Consider the following 20735-nt stretch of genomic DNA (forward strand, 5'->3'; position numbering starts at 1 on the left):
TCTATTCAATCAAAAACTCCTGTAATGGTATAATTCTTTGATTTGAACTTCCACGGAACGGTAAAGTTATATCCCTTTTATCCAATTCGAATTTTCCATCAACCAATACATCACATAGATACAATAATTTTTGATAAGACGTATTTGGATGCGAGAGAATCTCCTCTAAAGTAAAACCGCTGTAAATCCAAATATTTTTACCGCCTTCCTTTAAAAGCCTTGCCAGCTTTACTAGCTGATCTGCCTGAATAAACGGTTCCCCACCCGAAAATGTTACATCCGTCAGCGAATTGCTCATTAATTCTTTATAAATATCTTCTATGCTAATGTTTTTGCCGTTTCTTCCATTCCAGCTTTCAGGATTGTGGCAACCTTTACACTGATGAGGGCAGCCGGCAAAGAAAACGACTGTTCTCATTCCTTCCCCATCGACAACACTGTCATGAATAATGTTCATTACTCTCATTGTCCATGCTTCACTCGATTCTTTTCTTCCTCGGCCTTGGCAGGATTCCATTTACTCATGTCCCCTACAAGATAACCGGTAATCCTTCTGATTCGTTCTATCTTCAACTCATCATCGTTATGGCAAACCGGACATTGTTTTTCAATATATCCTTTGTAATTACACTCAAGACATCGATCAACTGGATGGTTAATGGACCCGTATCCGATATTGCTTTTAGCCATTGTACGAATGATGATATCCAGCGCTTTTAGATTATGCTTTGGATCTCCATCAATTTCCACATACGTAATATGTCCCGCATTGCATAATTCATGGAAAGGAGCTTCCTTTTCAATTTTCTCGACTGTACGAATTGGGTAGTGAACTGGAATATGAAAGGAATTCGTATAATAGGCACGGTCCGTCACATTTTTAATAACGCCAAATTCTTTACGATCCCGTTTGACAAATTTTCCGCTCAGACCCTCTGCAGGGGTAGCGATTAAGGAAAAGTTCATATTAAACTCTTCTGCCGCGTTATCTGCTTTCTTTCTCATAAATGATACAATTTCATAAGCCAAGTCGTATGCTTCCTCATTCTCCCCATGATGATAGCCAGTCAAGGCTTTAACACATTCCGCTAAACCGATAAAGCCAATTGATAGGGTCCCCTGTTTTAACAGCTCGCCTACTAATTGTTCTTCCTTCGCCTTTTTACTGCCTCTCCAAACACCTTGTGTATATAAAAATGAAAAATGGCTCACTTTCTTTTTTGCCTGATATTCATACCGATCAAATAACTGCCTGATGGCAATATTACAAATTTCATTTAGTTTTACGTAAAATTGTTCAATCGAATTAGATTGCAGCGCCAGTTTTACGAGGTTAATAGACGTAAAGGATAAATTGCCTCGGCCTATGCTGTTTTCTATCCCATGACGATTTCCCATAACCCTTGTGCGGCATCCCATATACGCAACCTCGGAATGATGTGTTCCATCATAATACTGATAATTAAAGGAACTATCTATAAAACTAAAATTCGGAAACAGCCTTTCCGCAGTTGTTTCAAGTGCTAATTGATAAAGGTCATAGTTTGGATCAGACTCGTCAAAATTAATACCAGTTTTCACTTTGAAAATCTGGATTGGAAATATGGGAGTTTCCCCATTACCTAAACCTGCTTTTGTAGCTAATAAAAGATTTCTAACAAGCATTCTGCCCTCTTTTGTTGTATCCGTTCCATAATTCACGGATACAAATGGAACTTGTCCGCCTCCGCGTGAATGCATGGAATTACAGTTATGGATAAATGCTTCACATGCCTGATAAACGGAACGCTCCGTTTCCTTCCATGCTGTTTGATGAAGCAACACCTCATTCCATTCACAAGGATATTGCTTCAAACGTTTCACATGTTTTTTAAATGTTTTCTTTACATAGGGGGCTAGGTCCGCATCAAACATCGGAAACGATTGGCCGCCATGCTGCATATTTTGATTAGCCTGTATAATGATGGAAGCAAGCGCCATTGCACTGCCAATATCCTGCGGTGGTCTCATGGTACCGTGACCCGTATTAAAGCCTTTCTCAAGAAGATTCCCCAACGGAATTTGGCAGCAAGTTGTAGTACCAGTAGCATAAAAATCCAAATCATGCGAATAAAGGAGATTTTCATCAATCGCATGTCTTGCTTCATCAGAAAGTAAATTCTCCTTTGCATAATAGCGAGCACTTTCACTCGCAAACTTGCCCATTTGTCCCATTGGAGAGGAGGCATTCATATTGGCATTTTCATTGATCAACTCCAAATTATTCAGATGAACTATTTCTTCAAATGATTTTAATAATTCGTCTACTGGAGTTTCTGTCAATTTACTCTTTTCAGTAACCATTGGCTTCATAATATTTCCCTCCACGCAAAAAATCCCATTGCCTAAAATAAGCAATGGGAAAAGAAATAATAACAAGATTGAACTGTTCAATATTGCTATTTCATCCGTTCCACCCTCATTGCTCCCGATAAAGGCAAACCAGTGAAAAAGGCAGGTCTCCTGACTCATGCTTCGCTTTACTCTAAGTCCTTCCCATAGATTTCTCTACAGTGGTTTACTTATTTCATCAGCATTTACAGTTGCGGGTACAGTTCCGGATTTTAACCGGATTCCCTATTAAGTCGTAATACGACACCTTAAACACGTTAAAATCAATATATAGTATTTTAGATATAAAATGATAACAACATATAGAATTATAAATCTTATATGTGAAAATAGCAACTAAAATTCCGACAATTTATTTAGGCAATTGCTGGAGAAATTGATTGATAAATGCTTCGGATTCCAATCGAATTCCAATGTATGGCGGATGAACACGTTTATTGGCTTCAAGAGGAACCCCCAACCACAATACTTTTTGGTCAAGGATGACAAATGTGAAGCTTGGCCCATTCTGAAGATGGATATCCGGATCCAAATAGGAATGGGAATCTGGAGAATACATCATCAGTCTTGTTCTTGAGTTCCTCGTCTTCACTCTTTGAACAAAATCCGATGATAACACACTGGAATTTGGCAAGGAAAGGATAATGGAAGATTGGGCTTTTTTTAAATCCTGATAGAACCCTTCCAAATTTCTTGCATAAATCCATTGTAATTTTGGATGATGGTTGGCAATCCATTTGCCTATTTGATCCATATTGACCATTTGATTCCGTTTCATTTGATATTGAACGAGCTGATGAAGAGTTTTTGTATGCGAAACTTTTGATTCTATAAACTCCACATCGCTGACATGAATCAGTTTCCCTTTTGTTCTGGTAATTGCAACATTTAACAGCCGTTCACTTTCCCTGCCCGTTAAAAGCATCCCTGCCCGATTTTGCGGATAACTATCTACACTATCAAATACCATTACTTCCCGTTCACTTCCCTGGAAACGATGGACAGTGGCAGCCAATATATCATGCAGGCCGTTCTCTTCCTCATATAGATCTTTAATTAATGTTTCCATCAATTGTGCCTGCGCACGATAAGGGGTTGCATAACCGATTGATTTACTCCCATTGCTGTAGGCTTCATGAATGACCTGAAAGGATAACAATAGATTCATCAAATTCATTCTAGAACCAGAGGAAGTGCCCGTAAAGCAGTGTTCCCCTGTGAAGCTCGTATTTAACAGTACGGAAGCACGATCTACAAAAGGTGTCTTTGAAACGATATCTTTTTTATTTATATGAACACTTGGATGATCGCCAACCAGTGAATTATAAACATATTGGTTCGTAAAAGCGGAGATATCCGGATGCATTCTCCTCTGTTCCTTTAATAAAAACAAATGAGTATGAAGTTTTCCCCCACGTGCAATATCAGCAACACCGGCACGATGGAAGATGTCCTCCTTCAGCCAGCGGTCTACAAGCTCTCCCCTCGAAACCGCAATAGGAGGTAATTGCTTAAAATCCCCACAAATAATACAACGCTTGGCAAGTGCGCCGGCAAAGGCAATTTGCGGGATAAAGGCCATACTGGCTTCATCAATGATAACTAGATCATACTCTTGTTCAAAAATACTCGGGTCCATTGCTGCTTTCGCCAAGGTAGTCCCAACAATGAAGGCATTTTTGACTAAATGAATTTCTTTTTGCCTTATTTTCTCTAAGATTCTGCCCAGTTTTTTTTCAAGGTCAAGAAGCTGCTCCGAGTCACGTACGCTAAAAGACAGAGACAGATCTTTTTTTAGCAGTTTCTTTTCTTCATTAATCGAATCCCTTTCCTTCACTAAATGTCCATCATGACTTTCCAATAATTTAGTCGGCAATATATCCCCATGCATCAGAAGACCCTCACCAGTTTGAGAGCCGTAACGTAAAATATCTCCTTCATGAAAACGATCCGCTCGTTTAACAAATGCCGTAATTTCGGCAAGCAGGACATCCACAGCCTGATTACTGTGAGAGAGAACTAATATACGTTTCTTTTTAAAATATTTATTGGCTGCCGTTCGTGCTAAAGTATACGTTTTTCCTGTACCAGGCGGTCCCCAAACATATGTGACCGGGTTATATTTTGATCTGACATATAATTCGCGTACCGCGCTTTTACTTGTTTTGTCCGTTCGTTTATCAGGCATGGAAGGCTCCATGATCCGTTTAACCCGACTTCTTTTCCGCTTACTTTTCCTGATATCATCCAGTCTTTCAATTAGCTGATCTAAAAGTTCCCATGGGTCATGATAAATCGTAGCCTCTTCAATCAATTCACCTATTGATTGTTCAAGAGACAGAAGCAAACTATTGCCCTCAGAGGATAGGATTCTGGCATCAAACCGACTCCCGCCCCATTCCAGCTTAGCAATCGTTCCAACAGGTATACGCAAAATACTGGATGACTCAAAATAGTACGTAAAAGAATCACCTGACATAATCTTATTGCCATTCATCAGGTGATAGCGGGTACTTCCATATTTTTTTAAATACTGAATCTCTTCTTCAAGTGCTTCCTGCCATTCTTCAATATACTCTTGTGTTGAATTCATTCTTTGTGCCCCTCAAATCATAAACCTAAATTATCTCTAATTTGATAACTATACCATACAAACTAAAACTAGAATAGTCGATGGCACATACTCACCTAACCGAAACATGCATCCAGACACCGTATTGTTTCTCGTATTAAGGGGTGCACAGTTATGACATTTTGTTTATGATTTTTTTGTAAAGAGTTGCTTAAGTGATTCAAAAAAACCTGTCTTTTTTTCTGTCTCCTCAGTATTAGTTTCTTCCTGTGCCGGTTCTTCTAATGTAATGTTATCGTTATTAATTGCATGATCATAGGCCAATACCAAACCATTAGGTGAATTATAGTCTTTATTGGTCACGATTTTAAATTGAATCCCATGTTCATCTGCTGCTTTAACGAATTTCGATAGATGGGAATAATTAATGTGGCCATTTAAATAAAGCTTAGCGCCCTTATTTTTTTTCAATAGGTCAATAAATCCATGTGGGATTTGTTTTTGAAAAACCTGAGCCTGTGTTAATGCGACAACCACACGTTCACGTAAGCTCCCAAGAAATTCTTTCCGTTCAGCAGGCTTTATTTCTTTAACGCCATGTATCCCTTCCTGTAAGTAATCATCTACTGTTTTCTTATTCATTTTATTTCCTCCTTGAATACTAATTAACATATGTAAATCGTTCTTAACTTGAGCTTATGTATTAGTTTGGTTAAGTGCCTTCTCAACGATTCCCTATTCGGAAAACCTGATTATTATCTTTACTATTTTTTGATTGATCTGCCTGCATTATGTATTTTAAAGCTCGCTATTTGTGTACCATTATTGATGTGTCCAATCGACACTCTGGATATGAATATATAAAAAGGCACCTGTTAAAAACAGGTGCCTTGTTCGAAAAAATTGAGGCGAGTCACCACACTCCACATAGTGTGTACCATAAGGTATGTGCTCGACTTACACAATTCAGCTCATCGCATATATTAATATAACATCATGCCAGAAATTTTGCAAGTAAAATTTACGATAATGCTTCTGTTAATGCTGGAACTACCTGTTTCTTACGGGAAACAACCCCTTTTAGAACAGCTGTATTATTTACCAATGTTACATGGAAAGCTTTTTCAACAGCTGCAGCTTTATCACCAATAGCAAGGGCAACAGAATCATTTGTTAGGATATCTGTTACAACTAATAGAAATAAATCCAGACCCTTTTCATTAATAGCTGCCTGCATAGCTGCTTCGAGTTCAGCTTGCTTCGCCATTACATCGTTTGTATCAACTGCATTCACTTGTGCAATTTCCACTTTTGATGTGCCCATGGAGAACTCTTTAGCATCCAAAGAAATTAATTCTGCAATAGTTTTCTTGCTTAAATCTGCTCCAGCTTTTAACATTTCCAATCCGTATTCTTCTGCATCAACACCAGCTATTTCAGCCAATTCTTTTGCAGCAGCAACATCTTGCTCCGTGCAAGTTGGAGATTTAAATAATAAAGAATCAGAAATAATAGCGGATAACATTAAGCCAGCTACTTCTTTTTTGATTTGAATTCCGTTTTCTTTGTATAGCTTATTTAAAATGGTTGCTGTACATCCAACCGGCTCAGCACGGTAATACAATGGATCAGCTGTTTCGAAATTTGCAATACGGTGGTGATCAATAACCTCTAATACTCGAACCTGATCGATATCATCCGCACTTTGCTGTCTTTCATTGTGGTCTACAAGAATAACTTCCTGTGTTTCTTCCGCAACCTTCTCAACCAAACGGGGAGCTGCCACTTTAAATGTATCAAGTGCATATTGTGTTTCACCATTAATCGCACCAAGTCGAATCGGTTCTGCTTCAACACCCAACTCTTTTTTTAATTCAGCATAAGCGATTGCTGAACAAATTGTGTCAGTATCTGGATTTTTATGTCCAAAAATCAATACTTTACTCATTTACAAAAACTCCCTTAATATAATATGTACTCCATTTACCAGCGCAAATGGAAACTTCTTCGACCATTATACCTGAATGCACAAAAATTTTTAAGTTTTTGGAGCAATTTCATTTGAAAACAGGAAATTAATTTTACCGTCCTTCCATTCAATCGCCGCGTCAAATGATTTTTCTCCTTTTTTAAACCCTTTTATGACATTGGTTTTCCCATCTTTTAATAATTTCTGCATATTGGTTTGGGAAATCTTTTTTCCAAGGATTTTTTTCGAAAATGTAAATTTACACTGGTTTTGCTTATAATTCGCACATCCATAAAATTCACCCTTATCGACTATATCCCCTTTACACAGCGGACAGGCGCCTACCTTTTTCCCTGTTGTAAACTTAGAAGAGGTACGTTCAATCGTTTCAACCTTTAATCCTGTAAAATCCCAGGTTTCAAAGCCTTTTACAGCATCCTCAATAATCTTCCCCGTTAATTTCTTTGTCTGCTCCATAAATTGAGCAGCTGATGCTTTCCCTTGCCCGATTTCGGCCAAGCGCTGCTCCCATTTAGCTGTCATTTCAGGTGAAGCCAATATCTCGTCGCCTATCGCTCTGATCAACACTTTCGCTTTATCAGTCGCAAATACTTGATTCTTTTTAACATCTATATATTTTCTATCCTTCAGCATCGTAATAATTCCCGCTCTTGTTGCTTCCGTTCCCAGTCCTTCTGATTTCATTAGCACTTTTTCGAGTTCTTCATTATCAAGATGCTTACCGGCCGTTTTCATTAACGTAATTAATTGTCCCTCGGTATATCGTTTAGGCGGTTGCGTTTTTCCTTCTTTTACTTTAACGCTTTTCACTTTACCTTCATCATCTTTTTGGACATTCGGAAGGATGGTATCTTCATCCTTTTCTTGCTGGAAAATAATTTGTCGCCAGCCTTCTCGTATTTGCTGCTTTCCTTTTGAAATGAACTCTGCTCTTCCATCAACTAATGTTATGAGGGTTGTATAGTCAAATATGGCTGATTCATAGTGAGCAGCAATCAAACGACGCACAATTAAATCATAGATATTCCTTTCTTCTCCTGAAAGCTTGGCTGGATTCGTCACCTGTTCAGTAGGAATAATCGCATAGTGATCCGATACTTTCTTTTCATTAACAAACCTAGAGTTATTGATAATGGATTCGTTTGGAACGGGTATGAATGATTTATATTCCTCGAACTGAGCAAGTTTCGATAGGATCTCCGGGAATGTTTCCGCCTCTCCTTTAGTCACGTAGTTTGAATCACTCCGCGGATAAGAGACAATTCCCTTTTGATACAGTTTTTGCGTGATATCCAGCGTTTGTTTTGGTGAGTACTTATACATTTTATTGGCGGTTGCCTGTAAGGCCGATAAATTAAATAATAAGGGCGGCTGGAATTCTTTACGCTCCGTCTTCATTTCTATAATTTTCGCATCTTTATTTTTACAAAAAGCTGCAATATTTTGAGCCATCTCCTGCTTATCCAGTCTGGACTCCTGATCCTTTTCCCATTTTCCTTCATAAGTCTGCCCATTTATATCAAACGTAGCAATGACTTCCCAAAATGGCTTAGATTCAAATTTTTCAATCTCCAATTCCCGTTTCACTATTAAAGCTAGTGTAGGTGTCTGTACTCTTCCTGCAGAGAATACATCATTCATCCCTTTTTGTTTAAGCAGCAAGGAATAGGCTCTTGATGCATTCATGCCAACAAGCCAATCTGCACACGATCTTGTATAGGCTTCATGATAGAGAGGTATGGTTTCCTGGCTGTCACGGAGGCTGTTAAATCCTTCTAATATGGATTTTTTCGTTAAAGAAGAGATCCATAAACGCTTCATCGGTTTACGAACGCCGCTCACGGCAATAATATTGCGTACGATTAATTCACCCTCCCTCCCAGCATCACCTGCATGAATAATTGATTCGACATCTGGTCGCTTCAATAATTGCTTGATAATGTTAAATTGCTTCGTTTTTGATTTTGTTACTTCATATGTAAATTTATCAGGGATTATTGGCAATGTGGCAATAGCCCATCTTTTCCACTCCGGTTTATATTTCTCCGGTGAGGATAATTCGGTTAAATGTCCGATGGCCCATGAACATAATGCCCCTTCCGGAAATACTTCATTAGGAGCAATCTCTAAATACCCGTCCCTTTTTTTGAAAGAGAATGGAGATGCCAGTGTAACTCCTTGATCCGGTTTCTCCGCAATAATCAATGGGATTCCCATTTTCAGGTCAAACTCCTTCTATGAAAATTTGTTCATTACTTTAGCTTAAGAATCTAATTAAAAAAGTCCACTTGCTAATAGTATCATTTTTATTATTTTTTAAAAGATACTTCTATTTTACTACAAGGTTTCTGAAAAGTTTAAACTGGTAATTGATGGATAACTTTAATTGATTAGAGTATATTTAAAAAGCATATATATCTTCGTAACTCATTTACTATTAACTTTTTACCGAAATTTAGGCTATTTTATAGATAAAAGTTTTGAGGACATTACTAATAGATCAGATTAAATAAAGGAGGTATTTGTATGGAGACTGAGCATCTTCCTCAAATAAAGAAGGCATTGCTTAACTCATGGTCTTTAAAATCAAGCTCTAAATGGTCTTCGGACACCAATGACTCTCAGTATAATTACTTAAAACAAGCAGTATTCCACTATTTAAATGCATAAAAAAGAGGCTCCGAAAAGTCTTACAAACGACTCAACGGACAGCCTCCTCCTTCTACATACTATTGAACGAACTTGCCATTAAGTTGCAGGCAGTTCATCTCCATTGTATTCATCTTTAATTTCTCCGACAATTTCTTCTAAAATGTCTTCCATCGTGACCAAGCCGGCTATAGTGCCTTTTTCATCTACAACGATAGCCATGTGCACCCGACTCTGCTGCATTTTTAATAATACATCCTTGATATGAGTAGTTGATTTCAAACGCGGCATATCATGAATAAAATCCTGAATCGGTCTTTCACGCCCTGCTGCTATATTTGTCAGCATTTCTTTTGTGTTAATAAATCCAACCAGAAGATCTTTATCGCTATTTTCCGTAACAGGATAGCGAGTATATTCATAGCGATCAAGCGTTTCAAGAATTTCTTCAAGAGACATTTGCTTATCCAAAGTGACAATTTGATTTCTTGGAATCATAATATCTTTTAAAATACGTTCATCAAATGCAAAAATGTTCTCTAGATAAGCCAGCTCAGTTTGATTTATCTCTCCGCTCTCATAACTTTGAGTGACAATTAGTTTCAATTCTTCTTCCGAATGGACTGTATCATGTCCAGCAGGCTGTACACCAAAGATTCGAAGGATAAATTGCGCAGAACCATTTAATGCATTAATAAAAGGTTTTGTTACTCTTCCGAACCAATATAGCGGCGGCGATAAAAGCAAGGATAATCTTTCTGCAAATTGGATCGCCAATGTTTTAGGAGCAAGTTCACCTATAACAACATGCAAGAACGTGACGATCGTAAGAGCAATTACATAGGACAGGACAGTAGATACTGAATCTGAGATCCCCCATTCATCAAATACGGGATGGAGCATTTTTTCGACTGTTGGTTCCCCCAACGCACCTAATATTAATCCTGTAACCGTAATACCCAACTGACATGCTGACAGGTAATAGTCTAGATTTTCTGCAACTTTTTTGGCAAGAACCGCCTTTTTGTTGCCTTCAGATATCAATTGTTCAATTCTGGACATCCTTACCTTCAAAATGGCAAATTCAGCACCAACAAAGAATGCAGTAAGTCCAATAAATATAGCTACTAAAAATAAATTTAAAGCGATTGATCCGTCCAATTATTTCCCCCAAAAAGGGGGATTCACCTCCAAGAATAGTAAAAAAATTTGTTGTTCCAATATTTTCATTTGATTATTTCTTGACATTTTGAGTAAACAATACTTGTTTAATTTGGTGGTTATCCATTTCCTTTACAGCCCATAGATGCTTACCATGCTCCAATGAGTCTCCATTTTGAACAGTATCAATTTTTTGATATTGAATCCAGCCTCCAACTGTATCTATATCTTCACTGTCCTCAAACTCTAAACCAAACAGTTCCTCCATCTCACTCAAAAGGACTCGTCCATTAATCATATATTGGTTTTCTCCGACTTTACGGATATCGGCCACTTCATCAGCGTCAAACTCATCGCGGATTTCTCCCACAATTTCTTCCAGAACATCTTCCATCGTAAGAATTCCTGAAGTGCCTCCGTATTCATCAATGACTAAAGCCATATGTACCCGTTCCTGTTGCATTTTCAACAGTGCATCCTGTATATGGGTTGCTTCAAGAACATAAGGCAAGTCTCTAACAAATTCTTCAAGTTTACGTTCTCTTTTGGCAGCAATATGAGTCAGCATTTTTTTCACATTTACTACACCGACAATCTTGTCTTTATCCCCATCTTCAACAACCGGATAACGTGTGTAGTTATGTTCATCAATAATACTCACGATTTCGTCATAATTCATATTCAAATCGAGCGTAACCAATTCAGTTCTTGGAACCATAATATCCTTGGCAACACGTTCATCAAATGAAAACACGTTTTCCATGTATTCCAATTCCGTTTGATCAATTTCCCCGCCCTGAAAGCTTTGAGTCATAATAATCTTTAGTTCTTCCTCAGAATATGCCTCTTCATGTCCAGCAGGTTTGACTCCAAATGCACGAAGAATGACTCTCGATGTCCCATTCAAAGCTTTAATGAATGGTGACAGCACTCTGCCAAACCAATATAAAGGCGGCGCAAGCATTAGTGTGAGTTTTTCGGCAAATTGGATCGCAAGCGTTTTTGGTGCCATTTCCCCCACTACAACATGCAAGAAAGTAACCAGTATAAATGCAATCGCATAGGACGATGCTGATGCAACAGCATCAGACACATTAAAAAGATTAAACAAAGGATACAATAGACCTTCCACCGCTGGTTTACCCAGTGCACCAAGTCCTAAAGTGGTTACGGTAATACCAAGCTGACAGGCAGAAAGATAGTAATCAAGGTCACTTGCTACTTTTTTCGCAAGCACTGCTTTTTTGTTTCCTTCTGAAATTAATTGATCAATACGGGACATCCGAATTTTTACTACCGCAAACTCAGATGCTACAAAGAACCCTGAGGCTCCTATTAGTACTACAAGTAAAACAAGATTGATTATCGTGGTTATGTCCAATTATTTCCCTCTTAAGAGGGATTCACCTCCAAATTATTTTTAAAAATTTTTACTAGTTTCATAGTTTTTTACGTTTTGTTATTAGTTTTGGTTACATCCTTATAATCTCTAAATACTCTTCTGCATGCAAAAGACCAAACCGAGAATGTTATATGCTCTCAAATTGGGTGAAAATATAATTAAAAGTAGAAATTAATCGTTATCCTTCCTTACCATGGTAGGACACGATTCAAGAAGAGTTAAGCGGAAGATCCTTCTCTATTGAAAAACATCTTTAAAAGGAGTCTGTTGCATTGGATTATCATTCTAAGCCTTTCACCTTCTATCAAGTAAGCCTCCTTGAATAATATAGTTAGAAAAAACTATAACATAAAACTAATGATAATATAAAATGAAACCACTTATGAATATAATAAACCTCATCTAAAAGTTCAAAAAACTTTCACATATTTTATTAAAATAACATCCTTTGAGTACTAAACAATCCTAATAAAAAGGCAATAAACCTTTATTTGTTTATAATTTAGATAATCCTATAAAAATATCCATTTCAAAATTATTATTGGGTTTATAGTTTTTTGTATACGTAAATGCAAATATATAACTCTACAGAATCTTTAGCAGTACTCTAAAAATATTTTTATACTGTGTAGATGTAAACTCTAGGTCTAAACAATCCACACTTATATATAGTATTCTTATCAGTCGGTTTAATTTCGAAGTTTTTTTAAAAATAAAGGATTTACTTGTGTTACTACCGAATTAAACAATAATATACCTGAAGTCAATGTATATATTTTATATAAGCGAGGTTGAAGATGGAGACTAACGAAAAAGAATTACTTCTTAAGCAAATAAATGATTTAACCGAGAAAGTCAGGGAGTTGGAAGCTAAGGACCGTAAAGTTACAGTCCCGATGATTGCTTCCATCATACCCGACACCTTACTTGTTCCTTTAACTTTTGATGTTTCAGTAGCCTACTTTGATCAGGTTATTCAAATCATATTAAATTATGTAAACAACTCAGAAATCGATTCCATTGTACTTGATTTTTCCGGTTTCGTTCTAAAAGATTGTGATAATTTAGAACTGATGGGTGAGAATATAGGAAACTTAATATCCTCCTTAAAAGTGATGGGAATACAAGTCCTTGTTGTAGGATTATCACCAGAATTTGTAAAAGACTTAGTCTCTTCCCAATTACCTTTTACCAATTCACTACATGCATTCTCAACCTTTAAAACAGCACTGGAATGTTTAATGAAAGAAAAGGGTCTTATTATGGTAAAGGAATCACTGAAATAGATCGAGATTTCAGTGATATGGAATTTAACACCCTATAACATTTTCCGTAATAAACAAAACCATATTTATTAATTTAGAATATTAATTGGTTAATAAAGTTGACCTTTAGTAATAAAATTATTATAATTATAAAGTATCTTACATAAGTCCCAGTAGCTCAGCAGGATAGAGCAACAGTTTCCTAAACTGTAGGTCGGAGGTTCGAATCCTCTCTGGGACGTACGAAAAGCCTTGATTTATCAAGGCTTTTTTTTGTGTGTAAAGTAGCTGTCTAACGTTTGCCGATAATCTGCCGAAAACAATAGATGAGATTATACATTTTGAAATATTTCTAGTGGTGTCCCAATGTCGGTTGGTCGGGCAGCCCCCCAACTTATTACTTTTATGCTTACATATATAAGTAGGTACATTTCCTTCAAATTTCTCGCTATTATAAAAAACAAAGTTCATATTCATCACTTTTATTTACATCCTTCTTGAAGAAATTCTGGAAATAGGACCATGCTGCATGAATTTTTCGTTATTTAATTTAGCAGAACATAAATTTACATATTTGAATACGATGGTGTATGACTAAAACCACAAATTAAGTTGGTGATTCAAATAGAAACCAAAACACAGATTACAACAGGTGCAATGTGGGTAGGCGCGTTTGGCAGAATTGTAACTGCTATTGGGAATACACCACCTATATCACTCGATAATAAGGCCTCATCTGATATCAATTTAATTGGTTACAATCTTCAGCTTGCGGCTACGACAGTCCTGGTTGACACTGAGAGCGTCCTGACACTAAATAAAGTTGGTAATATAATTCAGGCGGGCGGCTTGTCTGCAGAAGTGGCCGGTTATATCCTTCCATTTAGTGATTCAAATGCACAACAAACCGTATTCAATATAGGAAATGAAGGACAAGCATTGGGCACGGTTTTGTCTTTTATGTATTCATTGGAAAGAATCACTAAACTTGCTAATCTATATAATGCATTCGGAGGTTTGTTACAAACCATTGGGATTAATATGTTAGTAATAGCGGGATTTTTACCATCAACCAGTCTTAAGAGACAGCAATTCAATTCCATAGGCAGCTGGATACAAGCTATTGGTGCTATCATCCAAGCAATCGCTCAAACAATAAGTGAGTCGGATCTTTCCAAATTTCAAACCGTTAATTCAGTTGTATACTATAAATAGATAAAATTGCATTTCTTTATAAATAGAGGCGTTCCAAAAAGTCATGTTGACGATTTATTGGAACTCCTTTTTTATTTAGTGGAATATTACAATTCATATATTAATCATTTGAAAAAAGACATCTGTAATCACAATGGCATCCAGATTATATACTCTTGGAACTTCTTTAATCTTTGGGCATATATTGTTTTAACTTACTTTATAGATCAAAGGGGAAAAGATATGGCAAACACTATAAAACAATATGGGCATGCTCTTCAATTAGCCGGCGGTAACTTAGTCTATATATCAAATAAAATCTATCCACAGTTTGCTGATAATGGTTTAATCATAAACCCAGAACAATACTATATAGATTTAAAAAATGCAGCAAATGTTGCACAGACTAGCGTTCTTTGTTTAGAAAATACAATTCCTCCCTCATTTTTAGTCATTGAACATACTCAACTAGTATCATCCTTCCAAGGGATTCTAAATTGCCTAAACAACGTATTTAACACTGATAGTATGAATCATTTATTTGAATTAAATGAAATAGAACTTGAGAAAGATTTTTCATCATTAAAAAGAATTCAAGAGGATTTAAATCAAACTACATTAAAAGTTATGGAGAAAATCAGGCTACAATCAAGTAGGTGATTAGAGTTGATTAAAAAGGACTCAGAAAATCAATTTATCGAATCTTTGCCTGTTGAATTTGGAGATAAGGTTGATTTATTTGGCCAAATGATTGTCACAATAGGTAACCTTCTTACAGTTCTCGGCATCAGCTTTGAGGCAAGCGAAGTTGAGGAAATTGAAGAAGAAGAGCAATTAGAAAATACGGCAGATTCTTCTCCCCCCCCTGACCAGGCCAATGAATCCAACTTAGGTTTTATCCTTGCATTAATTGGAGCAAGTACTATAACAATTGGTGATTTAGTATCTATTGGCGGTACTTTTCTGGATATAAAACAATCAGAATTAAATGAAAAGAATGAGCAAACATATAGGGAAGAACAAAACAAACAATTTAAAAAAATCGAGAACCAGATTACCCTATTGCAAAATGATGTGAATGCTTTATTTTCGTTAGTCAATTCATTAAAAAATGAAGTTAGTCATATACAAAATTTTTTATATGCTAGATATAATTAAATGTATTTCCACACGTTTCTTTATCTCAATGGGATATATCCTATATCCTCACAATCGAATCAGCTATATACTTATCTTTATAATTTCAGATAGTACCATACAATAAGCTCCACATGTTTTTGAGCATAGTTGTGAGTAAATTGCAATTAATAGTCTGTATGCATATATCCATAAATAATTTTTATATTTCTCATTAATAAAAACGTCCTATAAATGCCTAGGACGTTCCTATTCATTATGCTTCTGCTGACTTTCGTTTCGTAAGAACGAATATAAAATATAGTTGGCAAAGCGATTAAATCTTTTTTGCTTGATGACCACACCCTATGAATACTTTGTAGTTATTCGTTACTCTATTGCTTCACGTTTAATCACCGATTTAATCGCTTTTTCAATTTCAGCGTAGCCCGTACATCGACATATATTCCTTATATAGAAAAAGGCCAATCCATTCATGAATGGCACCCATTTTGTTAAAAATAAACTCATTTTATAATCGCTAACTTAAAACCTACGGAAAAATTTATAATAATTCCCTTTTAACTAACACTCATGATCAAAGCCAAATAGCTTGAAAGGACAAAGAAGATACTAAGCACTAATGTGATCATTGATGAAGCTTTTTTAATAAACGCATAAAATAGCAAGGCTAAAAATAGAAAAGCAATAGTAATAAGTAAGATACTGATTGAATTTACACTCATCTGAACATCCATTCCTGAATAATACTGACCTTGATAAAAGAGTTCGAATAGAAAAGATAATCCTTCATGTTCCAATGTACCTGCACTTGGCGGTGATTGATGGCTCATTGCAGCAGTTGCCGAAAAAATCAGTAGTGCTACTATACTTTCGGCTTTCACCCAGGGAACTGGATTAAAGGTTTCGTCCTCCCTTAACCTCCGTCGAATGAGTATGCCATTAACGAAAGCGTAGGCAAGCAGCACCATAATAAGAATATGTTTTATCAATAAAAATTGTCCATAATCAACCATCCAAGAATTTGGATATTGCGATAGATCTATAACAAATGTCATAAGGACTATTCCTGAAGCAGCTGTCACTAGGACACAACTAATTGCAATTGGGGTAAACCATCGCAAAAACTGCAGCCAATTCTCTTGATTTTTTGAGAACCAACTTATAACAAATAGAATACCAACCCAGACCGTTACAGCAGTAACATGCACAAAATGAGTTAAAAAACCGATGATCTGTTCCGATGTACTTGCATGACTGGACCAAGCAAGGCCCATAATCAAAAGAATGGTTAAAATACATCCAATCCAAGAGTATTTAGAATCTTCTCTTTGGTGAAATTTAGCAATAAACAAGAGTAAAATTAACATCACAATAGTTGTAAAAATCCATGCCTTGCCAATTTCGAACGTTAATAATACCGTTTGTATTCTCCCCTGCCAGTCTACTCTTTGCTGTAAGTTCAAGATTCGAATGAGTACGGGTGAAAAAGAAAATAATCCAACACCAATGGCAGCTAAGATCATATATTTCTTTCCTACAGATATGCTAGGCCGATGATGGTTTGGAACAATGGATAGAATAAAACTGCCCATTAATATGGAAAGACAAAGATATAGGGCAACTTCGCTAAAAATTACAGAGGACATTGTTTATTTTTTTCTCCTTAATGCAATAAAGGTGATTATAATAGTGACTATTAAAACACCGATAATAATAGGAACGAGATTGGATGATATATCATTTTCTGTTTGATCATTAGCAACATTTTCATTCGAATCCTGTTCATTTAAACCATCTTGATTTCCTTCATGATTTTCTACATTTTTACTCACTTGTTCTTCCTCATCGTTATTAGCTAGTGGAGATTCAGTCTCAGCAATTTTCACCTCGAATGAAAACTCCCCTTCCATTTGATGGCCATCTGCACTAATAATATTCCAATCAACAACATAATTTCCATTTATCAAACTAACAGGAATTGTTCCTGTAATTTCAGTGTCCGTGATCGTAATATTTTCAACTGAAACAGCTTGTTCCTTGGAATCCAATAGTTTAAAAGTACTGCCTTGTTCAATTTTCCCACTAAATATTAATGTTATTTCACGTAACTCTTCTGAAATAACTTCTCCGTCACTAGGTGTAGAACTCTCTAAATGAGAATGCGCAAAAGCATCAGGTACAAAAGAAACCATTAACAGTACTGCGATGATTAGTATAATTTTCTTCAAAACATTTCCCCCTGTTCGTAATTTCTTGAAATCAATTCTAATTATTGCAAAGTTTACATGTATCCCAAATAATAAGATAAGCGTATTCAGACTTATTTGTAAATTATAGATTACAATAGGTTTGATAATTTAAGGAACCCCTCACTATAATATAGGAAATAAAGAAAACAAAGAAGTCATTTACCTTTATTGAGAATTCACACAATGAACAAGGAGATTATAAACTATGAAATATATTTGCCCCGTATGCGGTCATAAAGGTCTGTATATACCCGCTTATTATGATTCCAAACAGTTAAAGAGGGTTCATATGAAATATGTTCCTGCTGCAGATTCAAATATGGTGTAGATGATGATGTGGAATTGGAAAGCGGAGAGTTTTTACCCGTAAGAGATGTTCACAATATCTATTGTTCAGTGTGGCTGAATTTAGACGCACCTGTCGCCTCACCTTATTACTATCCAACTTACTGCCAAGAGAGGAAAGTGAAGCCAGAACATTTAGAAAAGCAATTAAAGAATATAGGTATAAACACATTTGGAAGACCGATACATGAAGTATAAAGTTAACCATATTGATTTTGCTGAAACAAAAAAAACAGGAACACTGTTCCTGTTTTTTAAGTACAAGCTGCTATCAATCCATATAGCGATATTCCCTTAAACTATTTAATATTGAAATTTCCTGAATTATTTTCTCTCCAATATTGGTTTCTCTAACCTTTTTCCGTTTTAATTCTTTATCTACCAATCTTTTTATTGATAAAACATCTGTCCCGTTAAGTAAGACATCTTCCTTTGAATTAAAATGCTTATGGGCGACCAATTGCATACCGTAAGAATTATATAGCAATGTATATCCTGCTATGCCTGTAGTTGATTGGTATGCTTTGGAGAAACCTCCATCAATTACGATCATTTTTCCATTTGCCTTAACTGGATTTTCTCCCTCTATTTCTTTAACTGGTGTATGGCCATTTATGATATGACCTGTGTCAGGATCCAGATCAAAATCAGCTAGTATTTTGCGACAAATTTCTTCATTCTCGCGTAAATGATAGTATGGATTCTTTCTTTCTTTATGGGTTGACTTGTCCTTAATAAAGTACCTCTCAAAAGTTGTCATTTCTCTTTTTCCAAAGAGTGACGAATATTCTCCCGTCCATAAATACCAGACCATATCCGTCGCAAGATCACCCGACTCTTCAGGATGTGCAAAAGAATAACGTAAATATTGCTCAAAAACATCAAGTAACTCACGACCTGAATAGGTGTTATTATCGACGGTCATCTTCTCCATATTTCCTTCTTCATCTAAAGGAATACACCCATGTATTAATAGGTTCCCGTTATATTTTAAATAAAGGCTTCCTTTCTTCATAAGGAAATTCATATGTCTCGCGAGCTTTTCTGAATTCTGAACTGAGAATAATAACTTTTCCATAACCTGCTGTTCTTCCTCTAATAACTGTTCAGGCTGTTCGGGATTAACCGTGGCAAAGCAAGTGTTTTCAAGAGGGTAAGTCTCCCCATAAATCGTTATTTCATTTTTATCATAATCAATTTTCTCTAATAAAAGCCTATCTGACATATTAAAGCACGGACGTCTCTTTATTATAGGCATTTCGAGTTTGAATTGAATCATCGCAATTGCTTGATGAATTTTCGTTATTTGTAATTTTTCATGACTAGATAGTTTCTGATCTGAATGTACCTTTGGTCTGAAAGCCGGATTGTCATCATAGTATTTCTCAGCCAGAGTTAACAAAGGCCTCAAATTGATTCCATACACATCTTCAATAATATCGAGATTGTCATACCTTGCACAAATACGAATAATATTAGCAAGACAAACCAATGAACCAGAATAAGCACCTAGCCAAAGTACATCGTGGTTACCCCACTGAATATCAACCGAATGATAATTGATTAGAGTTTCCATGATTTTATCAGGTTCAGGTCCACGGTCATATATATCGCCAACAACATGAAGATGATCGACAACCAATCTCTGAGTTGTATAGGCAAGACCTGTTATGAGTTTATCAGCTTGGCCTAAGGAGATGATTTGCTCAACAATTTCATTATAATATTTTTCCTTATTTGCTTGATTCGTTTTGTACAGCAGTTCTTCGATAATAAATTCAAACTGCTTTGGCAATGCTTTTCTTAATTTCGAACGGGTATATTTGGATGAAGCATGAGAAATAAGTCTCATCATCCGCTCAATAATAACGATATACCATTGATTCAATTCTTCTTTATTATCAAATTGATTTTTAATTAACTTTAATTTCTCTTCAGGATAATAAACTAATGTCGCAAATTCATTAATTTCTTTTTCTAATAAAACATCTTGAAACAAGTCTTTGATTTTTTGTTTTACATTCCCGGAACCGTTTCTCAGTACATGTTGAAAAGCTTGATACTCCCCATGTAAATCACTGACAAAATGTTCTGTCCCCTTCGGTAGGTTAAGGATGGCTTCCAAATTAATAATTTCTGTTACTACTTTTTCTTCACAATCATATTTTTGGACGAGTAAGTCCAGGTATTTTGAATTCAAATATAAGTATCCCCTTTCGATATTTCTATCAATCTAATCGATTGGATCTAATTAATAAAAGGGGAAAGCGAATGCATTTGTAAATTCCCCGAATTAGCGAATATAGTAATTTAATTATAATTTATTTAACCAATAGTTGAATACAGATTTTTTAAATTTCTAATAGTAAAACCGTCA

General features: G+C 36.0%; 17 protein-coding genes, 1 tRNA gene and 1 riboswitch. Of the genes, 7 read left to right on the plus strand and 11 right to left on the minus strand.

Annotated elements, in window-relative coordinates; all coding sequences use genetic code 11:
* Position 1 precedes the first annotated feature (1 nt).
* From nrdG to AC4BHA_RS01350, 6 genes are all read right to left on the minus strand, one after another.
* Positions 2–466, minus strand: coding sequence for an anaerobic ribonucleoside-triphosphate reductase activating protein (gene nrdG / locus AC4BHA_RS01325; protein WP_490558175.1), 465 nt, complete (start codon positions 464–466; stop codon positions 2–4).
* Positions 463–2343 (minus strand): anaerobic ribonucleoside triphosphate reductase, encoded by a 1881-nt coding sequence (locus tag AC4BHA_RS01330; RefSeq protein WP_490558176.1) that lies wholly within the window; start codon positions 2341–2343, stop codon positions 463–465. Before AC4BHA_RS01330 ends, nrdG begins: the two co-directional genes overlap by 4 nt.
* A gap of 132 nt (positions 2344–2475) precedes the next feature.
* A riboswitch (cobalamin riboswitch) is annotated at positions 2476–2657 on the minus strand.
* Positions 2658–2743: 86 nt separating this feature from the next.
* Positions 2744–4984, minus strand: a complete 2241-nt coding sequence (locus tag AC4BHA_RS01335) for a DEAD/DEAH box helicase (RefSeq protein ID WP_490558029.1) — start codon at positions 4982–4984, stop codon at positions 2744–2746.
* Between the two features lie 165 nt (positions 4985–5149).
* The gene (locus AC4BHA_RS01340) at positions 5150–5605 is read right to left on the minus strand and encodes a YueI family protein (protein WP_066103561.1); all 456 of its coding nucleotides are present in this window, start codon (positions 5603–5605) and stop codon (positions 5150–5152) included.
* A gap of 379 nt (positions 5606–5984) precedes the next feature.
* Entirely contained in the window at positions 5985–6911 is a 927-nt protein-coding gene (locus AC4BHA_RS01345) for a manganese-dependent inorganic pyrophosphatase (protein ID WP_490558030.1), read from the minus strand.
* Between the two features lie 90 nt (positions 6912–7001).
* On the minus strand, positions 7002–9164 hold the full coding sequence (locus tag AC4BHA_RS01350; protein WP_066104290.1) for a DNA topoisomerase III: 2163 nt from the start codon (positions 9162–9164) through the stop codon (positions 7002–7004).
* A 315-nt stretch (positions 9165–9479) separates the two neighbouring features.
* Here AC4BHA_RS01350 and AC4BHA_RS01355 point away from each other — a divergent pair, with 315 nt between their 5' ends.
* A complete protein-coding gene (locus AC4BHA_RS01355; RefSeq protein WP_175354252.1) occupies positions 9480–9623 on the plus strand; it encodes a hypothetical protein in 144 nt (47 codons plus the stop codon).
* A 78-nt stretch (positions 9624–9701) separates the two neighbouring features.
* On the opposite strand, the gene AC4BHA_RS01360 is transcribed toward AC4BHA_RS01355, so the two are convergent.
* Complete coding sequence (locus tag AC4BHA_RS01360; RefSeq protein WP_066103558.1) at positions 9702–10763, minus strand: hemolysin family protein; 1062 nt, start codon at positions 10761–10763, stop codon at positions 9702–9704.
* Positions 10764–10836: 73 nt separating this feature from the next.
* Positions 10837–12144, minus strand: a complete 1308-nt coding sequence (locus AC4BHA_RS01365; RefSeq protein WP_066103556.1) for a hemolysin family protein — start codon at positions 12142–12144, stop codon at positions 10837–10839.
* Positions 12145–12962: 818 nt separating this feature from the next.
* Between AC4BHA_RS01365 and AC4BHA_RS01370 the strand changes: the two genes are divergently transcribed.
* From AC4BHA_RS01370 to AC4BHA_RS01390, 5 genes are all read left to right on the plus strand, one after another.
* Positions 12963–13451 carry an STAS domain-containing protein gene (locus AC4BHA_RS01370; RefSeq protein ID WP_490558031.1) on the plus strand — a complete coding sequence of 163 codons (489 nt, stop codon included), beginning with the start codon at positions 12963–12965 and terminating at the stop codon, positions 13449–13451.
* A gap of 146 nt (positions 13452–13597) precedes the next feature.
* Positions 13598–13671: transfer RNA gene (locus AC4BHA_RS01375), tRNA-Arg, on the plus strand.
* Between the two features lie 374 nt (positions 13672–14045).
* Complete coding sequence (locus AC4BHA_RS01380) at positions 14046–14645, plus strand: DUF6944 family repetitive protein (RefSeq protein WP_066103552.1); 600 nt, start codon at positions 14046–14048, stop codon at positions 14643–14645.
* 222 nt (positions 14646–14867) lie between these two features.
* Complete coding sequence (locus AC4BHA_RS01385) at positions 14868–15284, plus strand: hypothetical protein (protein ID WP_490558032.1); 417 nt, start codon at positions 14868–14870, stop codon at positions 15282–15284.
* A gap of 6 nt (positions 15285–15290) precedes the next feature.
* Entirely contained in the window at positions 15291–15782 is a 492-nt protein-coding gene (locus tag AC4BHA_RS01390) for a hypothetical protein (RefSeq protein ID WP_148629767.1), read from the plus strand.
* A gap of 539 nt (positions 15783–16321) precedes the next feature.
* Here the strand turns inward: AC4BHA_RS01390 and AC4BHA_RS01395 are convergent.
* A complete protein-coding gene (locus tag AC4BHA_RS01395; RefSeq protein WP_490558033.1) occupies positions 16322–17410 on the minus strand; it encodes a copper resistance D family protein in 1089 nt (362 codons plus the stop codon).
* Between the two features lie 3 nt (positions 17411–17413).
* Positions 17414–17992, minus strand: coding sequence for a copper resistance CopC family protein (locus AC4BHA_RS01400; protein ID WP_139891877.1), 579 nt, complete (start codon positions 17990–17992; stop codon positions 17414–17416).
* 357 nt (positions 17993–18349) lie between these two features.
* Between AC4BHA_RS01400 and AC4BHA_RS01405 the strand changes: the two genes are divergently transcribed.
* Complete coding sequence (locus AC4BHA_RS01405) at positions 18350–18556, plus strand: hypothetical protein (protein WP_490558034.1); 207 nt, start codon at positions 18350–18352, stop codon at positions 18554–18556.
* A gap of 73 nt (positions 18557–18629) precedes the next feature.
* On the opposite strand, the gene fbp is transcribed toward AC4BHA_RS01405, so the two are convergent.
* Positions 18630–20558, minus strand: coding sequence for a fructose-1,6-bisphosphatase (gene fbp, locus AC4BHA_RS01410; protein WP_066103543.1), 1929 nt, complete (start codon positions 20556–20558; stop codon positions 18630–18632).
* Between the last annotated feature and the right edge of the window lie 177 nt (positions 20559–20735).

This window comes from Pradoshia sp. Z3_51 (assembly GCF_058215915.1).